The following is a 16,707-nucleotide window of genomic DNA, read 5'->3' on the forward strand; positions in this document are numbered from 1 at the left end:
TTTAATCGTTTCGTTCTAGTGCAATCAACCTAATCTGACAAAAGTAACAAAAAAAATCCAGTCACCGAAATGACTGGATTTTTTTAATCACCTGCAATTGAGCAAATGCTTACTCTGCTGCGGTGTTTGCTTTCTTTGGCGGACGGCCGCGCGGACGGCGTGGACGAACTGGCTTGTCCTTTTCCGCTTTAGCCTCTTCAGCTTCAGAAGTTTCTGTATTTTCAAGATTTTGAGCTTCTGCTTGCACGTGTTCAGTTTCAGCTGGCGCTTCAGCTTTCACGTCTTCTACAGCTACAGCCAGTTCGGCTTGAACAGGTTCAGGAGCGGCTTCGGCTTGAACTGCCGGTTTGCTTTCTTGTACAGGCGCCGCTGCTTCTGCAGCAGGTTCAACAGCAGCTTCAGCTTTTACCGGCTCTTCGGCATGCGTTTGTTTTGCCTGTTCCAGCGCTTGCTTGGCCAAACGGCGGCGTTCGCGCGGGTCATTGGCAACCCGGCTTTCAGACGCAGGTTTTGGCGGGATCAAGTCCAGCACAGCAGCAGGTTCAGCTTCAGGCGCGGCTTTTGCAATTGCCACATCACGCGTTACCGGCTTTTTCTCAGTAGGCGCCGCTGCTGGAGCGGTCAGCGTTGCTGCATATTCTTCCGTGAACTTTTGCAGAGCGCGGTTGAATGTTGGAATTAAGCCAAACTGCTCAATCAGCACCGAACAGTCAGCACCATACACATGGCTGATCAGGCTGCCGACAGTGTATTGGCCCAATGTAGGCACTTGCGACGGCGCAATTTTTGGCGCTGCGGCTTGACGGACTTGGCCTTCACGCTGCTGGCGGCGGCGCTGGCGCGGATCATTGCTGGCGCGCTGAACCTGCTCTTGGCGAGGCTTGTGTTCTGCGTGCTTCTCTTGCTGCTTAGCTGGAGCCGCTTCAGCAGGCGCTTTCTCTTTATGAGGCGCAGGCGCTTTAGCTGCTTTTTCAGGTTTAGCGGTTTCTGCTGCTGGCTGCACTTCAGCCGCAAGAGCGATAATCTCACTTTGCGCCTGATCAACATTCACCACCAATGCTGTCGGCATGATGTCCTGGTGCGGCGCATCGATGGTTTCAACTTTAGGCTGGCGGGAAGGGGCAGCGTGTTCAGCTGCGGCTTCTTGCGGTGCTGCAGCCTGTTCGTTCAATACGCTTTGGTCGCGGTTGCGGTTCGGGCGGTTTGGACGCTGGCTGTTGCGGTCACGGCGCGGTACGCTATTTTGCGGCTGCTGCTCATTGTTTTGAACATCCTGCTGCTGCTCATTGCTGTGCTGGCGGCGAGAATTGCGTTTGTTGTCACGCGCTTCCTGACGCTGCTCTTGGCGAGAGACTTGAACAATTTCCTCGTGCACTTGATGTGCGGCATTTTCTTGAGGCGCTTGTTCGCGAGGCTCTTTGTGCTTGTTGCGCTGCGGCTTTTTATTGCCGTTGTTGTGGCGCGGCGCTTTTTCGTCTTTTTCAGCAGGTTTGTCCGCATCACGGCCATCTGCTTTTTGCGCTACAGTCGATGGTGTCAAATAAGCATTGTTCGCAGGAACAATGGCAGCAGGCGCTGGCGCTGCTGAAACTTGACCCATTTGACCGCGGCTTACTGCGCCGCCATTCACCATTTGTTCAATGGCTGCAGCTGCATTGTTGGCAGTGCGTGATTGGTCAATTGTTGCTGCCTGTTTTTGAACAAACAGATTTTCCAGCCAAGCACATGGGCTGGCAGAGGCTTGTGCAGGCACAGCCTGAACTGCTGGCTGCTGCTGTGCTGCATGCCTTTGCTTTTTCTGAGCTTTGTCTTGCGGCTGAGCAGGCGCTTGAGCAGGCTGCTCACCCTCTAAATGCCATTCAGCGGCTTCATAGCCTAATTCTTTTTCGCTAGAGCGGGTGGCTTCTGTACGCTCGTAACTTGTCGGCGCAAAGCCTTCCGGGTTATACGAAATTTCGTAGTGCGGCGTTTCTAAATGCGGATGCGGCAATACAGTCACACGAACATTAGAGGTTTGCTCGAGGTAAACCAGGCTGTGGCGCTTTTCATTGAGTAAGAACGCAGCAATTTCAACTGGCACTTCAACCTGAACTTCACCATGACGTTCACGCAGGGCAATCTCTTCCACTTTACGCATAATTGAAAGTGAAAGTGAGCGCAGGTCACGCACCATGCCTGTACCGTGGCAGCGCGGGCAAACATAACCAGTCGCTTCTTCAAGAGAAGGACGCAGGCGCTGACGGCTCATTTCCATCAAGCCGAAGCGAGATAATTGACCGAATTGGATGCGTGCGCGGTCGCTTTGCGTTGCTTCGCGAAGTTTCGCTTCAACCATGCGCTGGTTGCGGTCTTTGGTCATGTCGATAAAGTCGATTACAACTAAGCCGCCGATGTCGCGTAAACGCAATTGACGGGCAATTTCTTCGGCTGCTTCTAAGTTGGTGTTGAGCGCTGTTTCTTCAACGTCATGACCACGGGTAGATTTTGCAGAGTTGATATCGATAGAAACCAAAGCTTCGGTTTGGTCGATGACGATTGAGCCGCCAGAAGGAAGTTTTACTTCACGTTCATACGCAGTTTGAATTTGGCTTTCAATACCAAAGTGAGCAAACAAAGGCTCATTTAAAGTATAGGTTTTCAGCTTGTCAATTTGACGCGGCATCACAGCTTTAACAAAGTTGTACGCTTCGTTATACGCTTGTTCTGAGTCAATTAAGATTTCAGCAACATCGTCACGCAGGTAATCGCGGATTGCGCGAGTGACTACGCCAGCTTCCTGATGAACCAGCATTGGAGACGGGCCAGCGCTTGCAGTGCTTTGGATTTGCGCCCAAAGATCCAGCAAGTGCTGCAGATCCAGCTGCAGTTCTTCTTGAGAACGGCCAATGCCTGCAGTACGCACAATCACGCTCATGCCGCGCGGCACGCTTAAAGAGGCCAGCATTTCTTTCAATTCGTCACGGACTGAACCTGAAATCTGACGGCTGATGCCGCCGCCTTTCGGGTTGTTTGGCATTAAAACTAAATAACGGCCGGCCAGTGATATAAATGTAGATAAAGCCGCGCCTTTATTGCCGCGTTCTTCTTTTTCCACTTGAACCAAAAGCTCTGTGCCTTCAGTGATCAATTCACGGATATTAGACGTTTGGCGAGGATCGGCTTTGAAATATGAATTGGCAATTTCCCGCATAGACAGGAAGCCTTGGCGGCCTGCGCCATATTCTACAAAGACAGCTTCTAAAGAAGGCTCTACGCGAGTCACGTGACCTTTATAGATATTTGATTTTTTTTGCTCACGGGTACGATTCTCTAAGTCGAAATCGTAAAGACGCTGACCAGTGACAAGTGCAACGCGAATCTCTTCTGCATGTGTTGCATTAATCAACATACGTTTCATGGGTGTAACACCTAATAGTGATACACAGCAAAACGTCGCTATACACGCAGCGGACATCACGCATCACGGATCAATTGCTCAGTCCTTAAAGAACACTTTGCGTCCTGAGCTTTACTTACCGGCCTTTTTTGGTGGGCTTCGGTTTATGATTCACGTATTGATGATGGCAATACGGCTTCAATCTTTAAACGATTAAAGTCACCTGTGCGATTCACTGGCGGACGAGCGGTGCATTGGATGTGAGTAACTTTCACTGTCACATTGCTCTAAGAGCATTCCTGTATATTGAGGGAATGTCTTGATACGGAATTATCATCGTATCTTTGCAATTTGTGCAGATCCAATGCATCAAACGCTGTAGCCTGAATGCGGCATCAGGGTGCGACTGATCTGATGTGTATCAGTTTACGTTTAAAAACCAACAAAGTTGGCAGCATATTTTTTTGGAGCAGGCTGCTTTTGCATCTTAAGATGCAATTAAACGCAACAGCTTGCTGTTTTGCCGATATAATAAGCCTTCGGCGTCGGCATAATTCTTTGGGGACCTTCCCGTTTTATGTGAGTTCAGTATAGGGCAGCCATCTTCAGAAAATCTGAAATGAACCAACTTTTACTCACTTACGATGGTTTCCGTGCGCTGACTATATCAAACCTTGCATCATCTGCCTATGGGCTAAGCTTATGTTTCTTGTGTAAAGCATAGCCTAAATGATCAGTTTTTAATCAATTTCGGTATTTTTTTTAGGTCACAGTAACTGTATGAATTCTACACAGCAATGGCAAAGCGTCACTTGGTTTGAAGTGGATGAGCATCAAGCCGGTCAGCGTATTGATAATTTCCTGTTTAGCCGTCTAAAAGGTGTGCCGAAAAGCCGCATTTACCGCTTGATCCGCGAAAGTCAGGTGCGTGTCAATAAAAAGCGTGTAAAAGCGGAAACCAAGCTGAATATTGGCGACCAAGTGCGTGTTGCGCCGATCCGCTATGAGCAAAAAGATGAGTCGGCTGTACCTGTTTCGGACAAAGTGGCGCAGAGCCTGCTGAGCCGGGTGGTCTATGAAGATGAAGGCCTCATGGTGGTCAATAAGCCTTCAGGCATTGCCGTGCATGGCGGCAGCGGCGTGGCCTATGGCTTAATTGAAGGCTTGCGTGCAGCAACCGGTAAGAAGTATTTAGAGCTTGTACACCGTATTGACCGTGACACGTCAGGCCTAGTGATGATCTCTAAAAAGCGCAGCGTTTTGAGAACCTTACAGGATTTACTTCGTGAGCATAAAATTAAGAAAACTTATGCTGCTGTGGTTAAGGGCAAGGTTGCTTTAGATAAGCAATTAATTAATGCGCCTTTACACCGTTATGAACTGGCTAATGGTGAGCGTCGTGTCTGTGTATCACCCAAAGAAGGGAAAGAGTCTAAAACGCAGTGGAATGTCGAAGAACGTTTCATGCATGCCACCTTGGTGTATGCGCAGCCGCTGTCTGGGCGTACGCATCAGATCCGTGTGCACGGCTTAAGTATCGGGCATCCGCTGGTAGGTGATGATAAATATGGCCATGAAACGGATTATAAAGGGCCAAAACCGCGCCGTTTGTGCCTGCATGCGATGCGTTTGGACATTCCAGGCTATCCAGCGATTGAAGCGCCGCTGCCGGAAGATATGCAAAGCCTTGTGGCTCAGCTTCGTGCGCAGAAAGCGGATAAGCCTGCTGTGAAGGACGATGACGAATAAGCCTTGCTTAATGTGGGTTATGCTTTATTTATAGAGGCTAAAAGCACCTCCCCCTTAAGCAACAGTATTCCCTCATCTCCTAAAAGGAGATGAGGGAATACCCCAATTGATTTATCGAAAAATCTCCCAACTTGTGAAAGGTGAGAAGCACTCCTTCATTAGGGGGGTACTGGTATGTGCTTTGCACAGAGCAGTGATTTAAAAATTGAATAAAATATTGGAAAAAATACATATGAAAAAGCCAGTTGAACTCATCATTTTTGACTGGGATGGAACACTATTCGATTCAGTGGGTCAGATTGTCGCGAGTTTGCAATTTGCAGCACAGCAGTTCAATCAGCCGCTTACAGATGCTGCGGCAAAAAGCATTATTGGCCTAGGCTTGCCGGAAGTGGCTCAAGTCTTATTTCCAGCTGTGCCTGAGCTGCATCATGATATTTTGCAGTGCTATGCCACTCATTATGTAGAAAACTCCAAAGGAGATGTCTGGTTTGAAGGTGTTGCAGTGATGCTGCAAGATTTAAAAGCACAGGGCTTAAAACTTGCGGTCGCCACAGGTAAAAGCCGTAAAGGTTTAGACCGGGTGCTGAATCAAACTTCAAGCCAGGAGCTGTTTGATGTGACCCGTGCAGCCAGTGAAACCAAATCCAAGCCTGATCCTTTAATGTTGACTGAAATTTTACAGGCCACTGAGATCCATGTTGAAAATGCCATTATGGTCGGTGATACCTCTTATGATCTGGAAATGGCACAAAATATCGCCATGCCGCGTATCGGCGTAAGTTATGGGGTGCATGCCCCTGAAGTGCTTGCCCGTTATAATCCGTTGGCCATTGCTGATGATGTTGCGGATTTGCATCAACTGTTATTAAAGCATGTGAATATCAAACAGGCTGTTTGATATAAGCGGGATGCTGAAAATGGTGATTTGAAATCACCATTTTTTATGTTTATTTCAGTTGGTCTGCTGATGTTTGACGGTCAAAAGTTCATGGACAGTCATGCAGGCTAAAGATAGGCATGATTGATGATAAAATATAAGATATTGATTCGTTGGCTGATATTTTTATGGTTTTCCCCTCCAATATGGGATTCGTACTAAAAACAGGCAAATCATCTAGTCTTTTAGTCGTAGATTACTGATGATTTTATGAATCTGACAATTTAGCCCGAAACTGGAGCAAGAAAGCATTTTTTCATATTTTTTTATATGTTTGTTTTTTAAAAATAAAACCAAGTTAATTTATAGGAATTAGCTATTGTCATAAATAAAATAAGTATTGGCATAAAAACCGCAATTTTCCGATTCTAAAACTGTTTATACATATACACGTTTGCCAAGATGGGCAGCACCCATTTGCTGATAGCTTTGATCAGTTCACAGATTTTTCTCGTTGTTCATCGCATCATCCATCGATAACGGTATAAGTCCAATTTTTGCAGTTTAAGGAAACATTGATGTCGAATTCTGCTGTTGTTGAATCAGTTGCTTTCGCTTTACGCGAAGCTGAATTATCAAAAACTGCGATTGCGCCAATTCGTCCACAGCTTGGCGGTGAAGGTGCTGATGTAGATATCGCTTATGCGGTACAAGAAATCAATACTGAACGTGCGCTTAAAGAAGGCCGCCGTTTAGTGGGGCGTAAAATTGGTTTAACATCAATTGCGGTACAAAAGCAGCTGGGTGTTGACTCTCCAGACTTCGGCATGCTGTTTGCGGACATGGCTTACGGCGATGGCGAAGCAATCCCTGCAGGTCTTTTGATCCAGCCTAAAGTTGAAGCGGAAATCGCTTTAATCATTAATAAAGATTTAACGCAAGAAAAACACACTTACGCAGACATTATCAGCGCGACTGATTATGCACTTCCTGCGGTAGAAGTGGTGGATAGCCGTATCGAAAACTGGAAAATCAGTTTGATTGATACCGTTGCAGACAACGCATCTTCTGCAGCGTATGTTCTGGGTTCACGTCCTGTGAAGCTTGAAAACCTTGACCTTGTAAATTGCAAAATGACCATGACCCGTGCGGGTGAAGTGGTATCGCAAGGTGTGGGTAAAGCCTGTCTTTCAAATCCATTAAATGCCGCAGTTTGGCTTGCCGATGAGATGGTGCGCCGCGGCCGTCCATTGCTTGCAGGCGACATTATTTTAACAGGCGCGCTTGGTCCAATGGTTGTGGCCAATGCCGGTGATGAATTTGTTGTAGAAATTGAAGGTTTTGGTTCAGTGACTGCAGCATTCGCAGCTGAATAAGCTTGAATTTTATAACGTATTTACAGAGAAATTGTTCATGAAAAAGATTAAATGCGCAATGATCGGTCCAGGGAATATCGGTACTGATTTGCTTTATAAACTTCAACGCAGCGAATGGCTGGAGCCAGTGTGGATGGTGGGCATTGATCCGACCTCTGAAGGCCTTGCACGCGCTGTGAAAATGGGTTTGAAAACTACGGCGGAAGGTGTAGATGGTTTACTGCCTCACGTAATTGCCGATGACATCAAAATTGCATTTGATGCGACTTCTGCTTATGTACATGCAGAAAACAGCCGTAAGTTGAATGAACTTGGCGTGTTAATGATTGACTTGACACCTGCAGCAATTGGTCCATTCTGCGTACCACCAGTGAACCTTGAAGCATTGCTTGAACAAGGTGAAGTTCCTAACGTGAACATGGTGACTTGCGGCGGTCAGGCAACCATTCCAATGATTGCTGCAATCGCAAGTGTTCAGCCTGTGAACTATGGCGAAATCATCGCGACAGCATCAACGAAATCAATTGGTCCTGGTACACGTAAAAACATTGATGAATTTACCCGTACAACAGCAAGTGCCATTGAAAAAGTGGGCGGTGCGAAACAAGGTAAAGCGATCATCATCATTAACCCTGCTGAGCCACCAGTATACATGCGTGATACAGTGCATTGTTTGGTTGAAGGTGAGCCTGATCAAGCAGCGATTACTGAAGCAGTTCATGCCATGATCGAACAAGTTCAAAAATATGTACCAGGTTATAAACTTGTAAATGGTCCTGTTTTTGATGGTAACCGTGTATCAATCTTCTTAGAAGTAGAAGGTTTGGGTGATTTCTTACCGAAATATGCAGGTAACCTCGATATTATGACAGCTGCCGCTGCACGGACTGCAGAAATGTTTGCAGAGCGTTTAATCGCATCACAAGTTGCTGAAGCTTAAGGAGCACACCATGTCTAAAGTGATTATTAACGATATGACACTACGTGATGGTATGCACCCGCAGCGCCATCAAACCACTGTTGAACAGATGATTGCTATTTCAACTGCTTTGGATGAAGCAGGTGTACCTTTAATTGAGGTTACACATGGTGATGGTTTAGGTGGTAACTCGGTGAACTACGGTTTTGCTGCTGCAACAGATGAAGAGTATTTATCTGCTGTTGTACCACGTATGAAAAATGCCAAAGTAACAGCATTGTTGTTACCGGGTATTGGGACAGTTGACCATTTGAAAATGGCACATGAAATTGGTGTTTCAACGATTCGTGTTGCAACGCATTCAACTGAAGCAGACTGTTCAGAACAGCACATTACTGCTGCACGTAAGTTGGGTATGGACACTGTGGGCTTCTTAATGATGGCACACATGGCATCTCCTGAACGTCTTTTAGAAGAAGCTAAAAAGATGGTGTCATACGGTGCAAACTGTATCTATGTCACTGACTCTGCTGGTTATATGCTTCCGCAAGATGTTAAAGATCGCGTTGGTGCTTTACGTCAAAACCTAGATTCAAATATCGAAATTGGTTTCCATGGTCACCATAACTTAGGTATGGGCGTGGCAAACACTGTTGCTGCAGTTGAAGCGGGTGCAATTCGTGTCGATTTAGCATCTGCGGGTCTTGGTGCTGGTGCGGGTAATACACCACTTGAGCTATTTGTAGCTGTTGCAAACCGTATGCAAATGGAAACTGGCGTAGACTTGTTCAAAGTACAAGATATTGCAGAAGATTTAGTTATTCCAATGATGCACAACCCAATTCGTGCTGACCGTGATGCAGCGACTTTAGGTTATGCGGGTGTTTACTCATCATTTCTATTGTTTGCAAAACGTGCTGAAGCGAAATATGGTGTTTCTGCGCGTGAAATCCTTCTTGAACTTGGTCGTCGCGGTACGGTAGGCGGTCAGGAAGACATGATTGAAGACTTGGCATTGACCATGTCGAAAGCCAAAGAAGCGAATGCTTAATTTTTAAAATACCTGTTGAAAATTTAAGTCAATGAAAGCGTCCGGAAGGGCGCTTTTTTATGGCGGATGGATGCTGCAGCAGATGCTCCGGCGCGATGCAGCGCTGCAGTTCCGGCAGCAGAGCCAGCTGCTTTTAACGGAGTCTGCAGAATTATTTTAAATTTATTATAGTTCTGAAATATCACGTCATACCCGTTTTATATTAATAGATTCATGAACTTAGAGAGGGGGGGCGCGCACTTAAACTTAAAAGCGATCAATAATATTCATTTGTCTGAAATATTTATTAAATCTTATAAAAAATCTTTTTTTAACAATGTCTTATTAATTAATGGCGAATAAAAAATCAAATCATCTTATTGTTTAAAGGTATTAAGCCTTTGAGCGGGCTTTCCTGCATCGGCATGAATTTTACCGGATGCGGATGAATCTTTAATACTGTGGTCGGATTTCTTGAAAGCAGAGAGTTCTGCATGATAAGGCGATAGCTTAATCTGATTATTAGGAATTCAGCCATGCGTCGTCAAAATTTATGGATAGCAATTTTTGCTGCGACAGCAACGTTAGGGACAGCTGCATCACATGCGGACTTTATTGACGACAGCCAAGTACAGCTAAAATTTAAAAATTTCTATTTAGACCGTCAAATTCAAGAAAACTCTGCTGCCAATTGGGGTTCATGGTCACAAGGCGTGACTTTGGATGCCAAGTCTGGCTATGCGGATATTGGCGGCGGCATTCAAGTCGGCGCCGATCTTTTGGTGCAGCATGCTTTTAAATTGAATGGCCGTGATAAGAATCCAGACTGGGTGCTGCCACATGATGGCAAAGAGTCGAAAGACAACTTTGGCAAAGTGGGCGCAACCTTAAAAGCCAAAGTGTCGCAAACTGAATTAAAAGTGGGTGAGTTATTGCCTGTTTCACCGGTTTTAGTCTTCGATCCGTCTCGTCAGCTGCTGACCACTTACAGCGGCGCTTGGCTGGAATCGAAAGACATTAAAGATACCAAATTGACTTTGGCCTACATTGACGGCATCAACAACCGTTATGACAACCAGTTCCGTGACTTAACCAAATTTGCACCGCCTGCCTATGACAATGGCGCCAAAGCGGATGGCATGTATATTGCGGGCGTAGATCACCAGTTTACTCCAGAAATTGGCGGCAGCTACTGGTATGCAGATGTGAAAGACATTTATCAGCAGCATTATGCCGGCGCAAGCTACAAAACCAAACTGGGTGAAAAAGTCAAATTGGACAGCCACATCCGGTATTTTGACAACTCGGAGTCTGGCGACAAGCTGTATGGCGACATTGATAACCAGGCCTTATCTGTGGGCGCGAAAGTCAACTATGGCGCGCATACTGTAGGTCTGGGCTATCAGCAGATGTTTGGCGATAGCGCCTTCCCGACGTTGGGCGGTTGGGTGCCGCAGCCGTATTTAGTCAACTGGGGCGTGGCGACATTTACCAATCCGGACGAAAAATCATGGGGTTTTACCTATGGCTATGACTTCTCTGAATTGGGCGCAAAAGGCTTAAATGCCACGGCGGTTTATTTCACGGGTTCAGATGCAAAAGTCGCGGGTAAAACGGATCAGAAGTCAGATGAGCTGAATTTGATTGTGAACTATAGCGTGCCAGAAGGTAAGCTGAAGGGCTTGGGCTTTCAAGCCATGTACATTGATGCCAACTATGATTGGAAATCCGATCTTAAGGAATATCGTGTAGCAACGACTTATACGTATAAATTTTAATAGATTGCGATAAAAAAAGGCGGCTGGAAAAGCCGCCCTTTTTTTACGCTGAAAAAATTCAACAGCCCGCTGCCGGAAGGTAAACTCTGAGTGGTCTGCATGTTAAATTTATATAAAACAAATACTTAAATAATACCTAAATTGTTGGATATGATCGGAATTTTGTATCAGTTGACAGCGCGATAGCGGTTAATATGAAGCTGTAAAAAGTCTAAAACTTTAATCCACTAGGCGTTTAAATCGGCATAAAAGATTGAAACGCATGCGCTTACGCTGTACGAGGAGTATGTATGAGCACAGTTCAAATCCCTGACTACACAACGGATTCATTCTTCGGTTTGGAAGATAAATGGATTGAAACAGCTGAAGGTGAGTTGACTCACTATCACGAAATAGGTGAAGGAACGCCAATCCTGTTTTTGCATGGTTCGGGTACTGGCGTATCTGCAGCGGCAAACTGGTGGCTGAACTTGCCTCAAATCGGCGAGCAGGCGCGCTGCATCGCGATTGATACCATCGGCTACGGCCAAACCGTGGTTGCGCCAAATACCGCTTACGGCATCCGCGCGTGGGTGGACCATGCGGTGCGTACTTTAGATGCGCTGGGCATTGAAAAAACCTGGTTAGTCGGCAACTCACTGGGCGGCTGGCTGGCTTTCCAAATGGCGATTGATTACCCTGAACGTATTTTGGGTATTGTCTCTATGGGCACAGGCGGCGCAGTTCAAACGGCTGCACTGAAAGCGCATGCGAATCCGGTATTAACAGAAGAAGGCATTAAAAAAACGCTTTCTATGTTTGTGGTGAATAAAGACTTGATTACCGATGAACTGGTGAAAGTCCGTTTTGCATCTGCCGCCAATGACTATGCTTCTAACCGGTTAATGGACGTTGTAGGTGCGCGTGACCGTGACCGTTTCGAATTCCCGTTAGATTTTGACAAAATGAAAGACATCACGGTGCCTGTACTTCTGATTCACGGTACGCAAGACGTGGTGATTCCTGTTTCGCGCACTTGGGATATTTTAAATGTGGTGCCAAATGCGGATGCGCATATTTTCAGCCAATGCGGCCACTGGTCTCAAGTTGAAAAAGCGGAAGAATTCAACACCGTGATTAAAGATTACTTAACTGCGCGCGGCGTGTAATCCTCTGAATTCCAGCTGGAATGATGAAAAAAGGATGGCGAAAAGCCATCCTTTTTTTATTTTGCCTTGAGTATTTAAGGCTGAATGAAGCTGGCTGCGACATTAATGCAGATGGCCAATATGGTGGTATTGAAGCTGTAAGCCAGCAGAATATGCAGCATGTTCAGCACCCGCATGGGCTGGGAGGTAATCGCAACATCTGCTGTTTGCGCAGAGGTGCCAATCACATAGCTGAAATATAAAAAGTCAGGATAGCTGGGCTGCGGTGTTTTGGGGAAATCCAGGCCGCCGTCTTGAGATTCGGCCAAAGCCAAGTAAAAGTCATGCGCATAATGAATGGCAAAGACCGTGTGCATAAACAGCCATGCGCACAGAATGGTAATGACAGAGAGCGCCAAATGCGAAAGGCGGATGTGCTGATCCTGCGGCAGATGGTTGACTTCAACCACGATCGCAATAAAGCACATCACTAAAGTCAAAAACACTAAAAACAGAATCAGCCATTTGCTGGCGTCCTGCTGCTGCGCGCGCTGTAAAATCTGGGTGTGATCGGCATGCCAGAGCCGCTTCATGGTAAAGATCAGATAGCTTGAAACAGCGATATTCCAGCTGATGAGCAGGCAGGTTGACCATTGCCATGCAGTGCAGTAACGCAGCGCGCCATACAGGATCAGCGTCAATAAAAATGACACAAAGAAATAAGGGCGGTACAGCACGCCAGCTCTGAGGCTGAAAAATGGCTGAAGCTTCATCAGAATTCCTTTATTGTTTTTTATCAATAAGATAAATTTTTAGATGACGACTCAGCATACTCTAAACTGAATAGACGGATCTTATTAGACTTAAGTTGTAATTTGCAGGAAAATTAAATAATTTATGAATCCATCAACTAAAATTTATAAGTTATTTTCCATGAAGCTTGCGCTGCTGATTGATAAATTGTGTAAGACTTAAGTCGAGTGCGGCTGAAAAAAAGGCGATTTCAGCCTAAAAAAAGCGCCATTATTTTTAAAATGAATAATGGCGCTTTAATATTTGAAGCTGTGCTGGAAAATTCAGCTCTGTTCACGGGCGATATTTAAATAAAATACCTTGGTCAGCAGTTCAATAAATTTCTGCACTGCCGCCGATGAGCTGTTTTTGCGGTAACTGACATACAGGTCTAGATAAGGCAATTCAATATCCAGCGGGCGGATGACGGTATTGCTCATGGTCAGCGGGGCAATGTAGCCCGGCAGAATCGTACAGCCTAGGCCCATGCCAATCGAGTTGATATTGAACAGAATGTTGTCGGCTTTCTGCACAATATTGAATTCAATATTGTTGGCTTTGGCAAAGTCTAAAATAGCCGTATGCAGCGTTAAGGACTGCTCGGCAGCTGGAATAATAAAATCTATGCCATTCAATGCCTTAACTGGGATACGTTCGTATTTTGCCAGCGGATGGTCTTTAGGCAACAGAAAAATTAACGGTTCACGCAACACAAACTGGCTTTCAATTTCGTCGTTGTGGAAGTTGTGGCGGGTAAAAGTGACGTCCAATTCGCCTTTTTTCAGCAGTTTCATCTGCTCAACATTATTCAGGCTGAGCAATTCAATTTTCAGGTCTGGATTCTGCACCCGCAAGTTCGGCAAGACATAGGGGAAGATTTTCATTTCCGCCACAGGAACAAAGCCAATGCGCAGCATCTGCTGCTTGGCCTGAGAGACCTGACGCGCCATGGCAATGGCTTTGTTGGCCTGTGCGATGGTTAGGCGCGCCTGCTCCAGAAATACAGCACCTTCTTCGGTGAGTTCCACTTTACGTTTTGTGCGGTGCAGCAATTTGACGCCCACATCTTCCTCAAGATCTTTAATTTGCTGACTGAGAGAGGGCTGGGCGGTATAAAGTTTGAGCGCAGCTTTGCTGAAATTGAGTTCTTCAGCAACTGTAATGAAGTAGCGTAGGTGTCGTAATTCCATATATTCTGCCTAGGAGTAATCCAAAAAATGTCTTACTATGAGTTAGGAGCAGTATAATCTATAAACAACTATGGCGTGAAGATGATTTTGCCATTTAGGAAATAAATGGCCTGCGCGCTGATACGGGTGTTTTAATATAAGTAATAGCTATACTAATAAGTTCTTAAACCTATTAATTGAAACAAAAAAAATATTTCACCAAAACCCATCAAAAATCCATCATCGTTGAAAAGTTGAGTCTATTTGTTTGTGACCCCACGGTTGTCGCAGGAGAGCTTTCATGAGTGGAAAAATTGATGTGCGCGAAATCGACGCTTTAGTTGATGCGCAAAATGGACGTATCTCGCCATCCATCTACACCGACCCAGATCTATATGAATTAGAGCTTGAACGCGTGTTCGGCCGTACTTGGCTGTTCCTTTGCCATGAAAGCCAAATTCCTAAAGCGGGTGATTTCTTCAACACCTATATGGGTGAAGATCCAATCATCGTGGCGCGTCAAAAAGACGGCTCAATCAAAGCATTCTTAAACCAATGCCGTCACCGTTCTATGCGCGTCAGCTTTGCTGACTGCGGCAACACCCGCGCATTCACTTGCCCATATCACGGCTGGTCTTACGGTATCGACGGTTCTTTAAAAGATATCCCGCTTGAAGAGCGCGCTTTCCCGCATGGCGCTTGCAAAGAGCAATGGGGCTTGGTGGAAGTGAACCGTGTTAAGTCTTATAAAGGCTTAATCTTCGGCTGCTGGGATGAAACCACGCCAGATTTGGAAGAATACATGGGCGACATCGCTTGGTACTTAGATGGTGTTTTAGACCGCCGTCCAGGCGGCACTGAAATCATCGGCGGCGTGCACAAGTGGGAAATCGAGTGCAACTGGAAATTTGCGGCTGAACAGTTCGCATCTGACCAATATCACGCATTGTTCTCGCATGCTTCTGCCATTCAAGTCTTAGGCGCGAAGCCGGATGACGAATCATCTAAAAAACTCGGCGCTGCGCAAACGGCTCGTCCTGTTTGGGAAACGGCGAAAGACGCGATTCAGTACGGTTCACGCGGTCATGGTTCAGGCTTCTTCTTTACAGAAAAACCGGATGCGAACGTATGGGTGGATGGCGAAGTAGCCAACTACTTCCGCGAAACGTTTGATGAAGTGAAAGAGCGTCTAGGTGAAGTGCGCGCCTTGCGTCTTGCAGGCCACAACACCATGTTCCCGACATTGTCTTGGCTGAACGGTACTGCAACGCTTCGAGTATGGCACCCGCGCGGTCCAAACAAAACTGAAGTTTGGGCATTCTGTATTGCCGACGCTGAAGCATCGCAAGAAGTGAAAGAAGCATTTGAACGTTCTGCAACGCGCGCCTTCGGTCCAGCGGGTTTCCTCGAGCAGGATGACTCTGAGAACTGGATTGAAATCCAAAAAGTGCTGCGCGGCTATAAAGCGCGTAAAAACCAGCTGATTATGGAAATGGGCAAAGGCAACGAGAAAGTTCGTGAAGACGGCATTCCGGGCATCACCAACTATATTTTCTCTGAAACCGCAGCGCGCGGCATGTACCGCCGCTGGGCAGATTTACTGATCCATGAGAAATGGGAAGACGTGGAAAAAGCCGCTGACGAATATGAGAAGGAGCTTATGAAATGAGTCAGATCAGTTTAGAACTTCAGCATCAAATCAGCCAGTTCCTCTATCGCGAAGCAAAATTGCTGGACGATTGGAAGTTCCGCGATTGGCTAGATACGCTGGCAGAAGATATTTCTTATACGTTGCGTACAACACCAAACGCTCAAACGCGTGACCGCCGCCGTTCAGTTGAACCGCCAACCACTTGGGTATTCAACGATACCAAAGATTTGCTGGAACGCCGTGTTGCCCGTCTTGAGACTGGGATGGCATGGGCTGAAGAGCCTCCTTCACGTACAACTCACATGGTTTCAAACGTAATTGTTGAAGCGACTGAAGTTGAAGGTGAATACGACGTTTACGTAACGTACTTGTTGTACCGCACCCAGAAAGAGAAAGATGTCACCATCTACTGTGGTAAGCGTCACGACAAGATCCGCAAAGTCGATACTGAGCAAGGTTTCCAAATCTTCAACCGTAAGATCATCCTTGATCAGGTGACTTATAACTCACACAACCTGAGCGTGTTCTTCTAATGAATAAGATTTTTGTTTGCCAAGTTGACGACTTTGACGAAGGCGAAGCATTGAAAGTGGACTGCGGCGTAAACGGTATCGAAGCGCTTGCAGTCTTCAACAACGGCGGTGAGTTCTTTGCAATGAACGACCGCTGCTCACACGGCAACGCGTCTATGTCTGAAGGCTACCTTGAAGACGATGGCACAGTTGAATGCCCATTGCATTCAGCGCGGTTCTGTTTGAAAACTGGTGAAGCGCTTTGCTTGCCAGCAACTGATCCAATCAAAACTTTCCCCGTGATTGTGGAAGATGGTCAGTTATTTGTTGAGATGGCAGGAGAGTAAT

The 16,707-nt window shown here is 46.2% G+C and carries 13 protein-coding genes; 10 read left to right on the forward strand and 3 right to left on the reverse strand.

Annotation, left to right across the window (positions count from 1 at the left end; genetic code table 11):
- Window positions 1-109: 109 nt before the first annotated feature.
- Window positions 110-3,397 carry an Rne/Rng family ribonuclease gene (locus F941_RS01835; RefSeq protein ID WP_005007146.1) on the reverse strand — a complete coding sequence of 1,096 codons (3,288 nt, stop codon included), beginning with the start codon at window positions 3,395-3,397 and terminating at the stop codon, window positions 110-112.
- Window positions 3,398-4,156: 759 nt separating this feature from the next.
- Between F941_RS01835 and F941_RS01845 the strand changes: the two genes are divergently transcribed.
- From F941_RS01845 to F941_RS01875, 7 genes are all read left to right on the forward strand, one after another.
- Entirely contained in the window at window positions 4,157-5,125 is a 969-nt protein-coding gene (locus tag F941_RS01845; protein WP_005007147.1) for an RluA family pseudouridine synthase, read from the forward strand.
- A gap of 232 nt (window positions 5,126-5,357) precedes the next feature.
- Window positions 5,358-6,026, forward strand: a complete 669-nt coding sequence (locus tag F941_RS01850) for an HAD-IA family hydrolase (protein ID WP_005007148.1) — start codon at window positions 5,358-5,360, stop codon at window positions 6,024-6,026.
- Window positions 6,027-6,583: 557 nt separating this feature from the next.
- Entirely contained in the window at window positions 6,584-7,381 is a 798-nt protein-coding gene (gene mhpD / locus F941_RS01855; protein WP_005007149.1) for a 2-keto-4-pentenoate hydratase, read from the forward strand.
- Between the two features lie 37 nt (window positions 7,382-7,418).
- The gene (locus F941_RS01860; protein WP_005007150.1) at window positions 7,419-8,321 is read left to right on the forward strand and encodes an acetaldehyde dehydrogenase (acetylating); all 903 of its coding nucleotides are present in this window, start codon (window positions 7,419-7,421) and stop codon (window positions 8,319-8,321) included.
- A 10-nt stretch (window positions 8,322-8,331) separates the two neighbouring features.
- Window positions 8,332-9,351 carry a 4-hydroxy-2-oxovalerate aldolase gene (gene dmpG / locus F941_RS01865; protein WP_005007151.1) on the forward strand — a complete coding sequence of 340 codons (1,020 nt, stop codon included), beginning with the start codon at window positions 8,332-8,334 and terminating at the stop codon, window positions 9,349-9,351.
- A gap of 515 nt (window positions 9,352-9,866) precedes the next feature.
- Window positions 9,867-11,108: an OprD family outer membrane porin gene (locus F941_RS01870; RefSeq protein WP_005007154.1), complete on the forward strand. Its 1,242-nt coding sequence runs from the start codon at window positions 9,867-9,869 to the stop codon at window positions 11,106-11,108.
- Between the two features lie 290 nt (window positions 11,109-11,398).
- Window positions 11,399-12,256 carry an alpha/beta fold hydrolase gene (locus tag F941_RS01875; RefSeq protein WP_005007156.1) on the forward strand — a complete coding sequence of 286 codons (858 nt, stop codon included), beginning with the start codon at window positions 11,399-11,401 and terminating at the stop codon, window positions 12,254-12,256.
- Between the two features lie 74 nt (window positions 12,257-12,330).
- Here F941_RS01875 and F941_RS01880 read toward each other — a convergent pair whose 3' ends face one another.
- Together F941_RS01880 and hcaR are read right to left on the reverse strand one after the other, a co-directional pair.
- The gene (locus tag F941_RS01880; protein ID WP_005007158.1) at window positions 12,331-13,008 is read right to left on the reverse strand and encodes a DUF1345 domain-containing protein; all 678 of its coding nucleotides are present in this window, start codon (window positions 13,006-13,008) and stop codon (window positions 12,331-12,333) included.
- Between the two features lie 303 nt (window positions 13,009-13,311).
- Window positions 13,312-14,217: a DNA-binding transcriptional regulator HcaR gene (gene hcaR / locus F941_RS01885; protein ID WP_005007160.1), complete on the reverse strand. Its 906-nt coding sequence runs from the start codon at window positions 14,215-14,217 to the stop codon at window positions 13,312-13,314.
- A gap of 280 nt (window positions 14,218-14,497) precedes the next feature.
- Between hcaR and hcaE the strand changes: the two genes are divergently transcribed.
- Genes hcaE through hcaC form a run of 3 tightly spaced genes read left to right on the forward strand, consistent with a single transcriptional unit; the run spans window position 14,498 to window position 16,706 of the window.
- Window positions 14,498-15,865: a 3-phenylpropionate/cinnamic acid dioxygenase subunit alpha gene (gene hcaE / locus F941_RS01890; protein WP_005007162.1), complete on the forward strand. Its 1,368-nt coding sequence runs from the start codon at window positions 14,498-14,500 to the stop codon at window positions 15,863-15,865.
- Window positions 15,862-16,380 (forward strand): 3-phenylpropionate/cinnamic acid dioxygenase subunit beta, encoded by a 519-nt coding sequence (gene hcaF, locus F941_RS01895; RefSeq protein ID WP_005007166.1) that lies wholly within the window; start codon window positions 15,862-15,864, stop codon window positions 16,378-16,380. The genes hcaE and hcaF overlap by 4 nt, the downstream gene beginning before the upstream one ends.
- Window positions 16,380-16,706: a 3-phenylpropionate/cinnamic acid dioxygenase ferredoxin subunit gene (gene hcaC, locus F941_RS01900; protein WP_005007168.1), complete on the forward strand. Its 327-nt coding sequence runs from the start codon at window positions 16,380-16,382 to the stop codon at window positions 16,704-16,706. The genes hcaF and hcaC overlap by 1 nt, the downstream gene beginning before the upstream one ends.
- The last annotated feature ends 1 nt before the right edge of the window (window position 16,707 follow it).

The sequence above is a fragment of the Acinetobacter bouvetii DSM 14964 = CIP 107468 genome, from assembly GCF_000368865.1.
GTDB lineage: Bacteria > Pseudomonadota > Gammaproteobacteria > Pseudomonadales > Moraxellaceae > Acinetobacter > Acinetobacter bouvetii.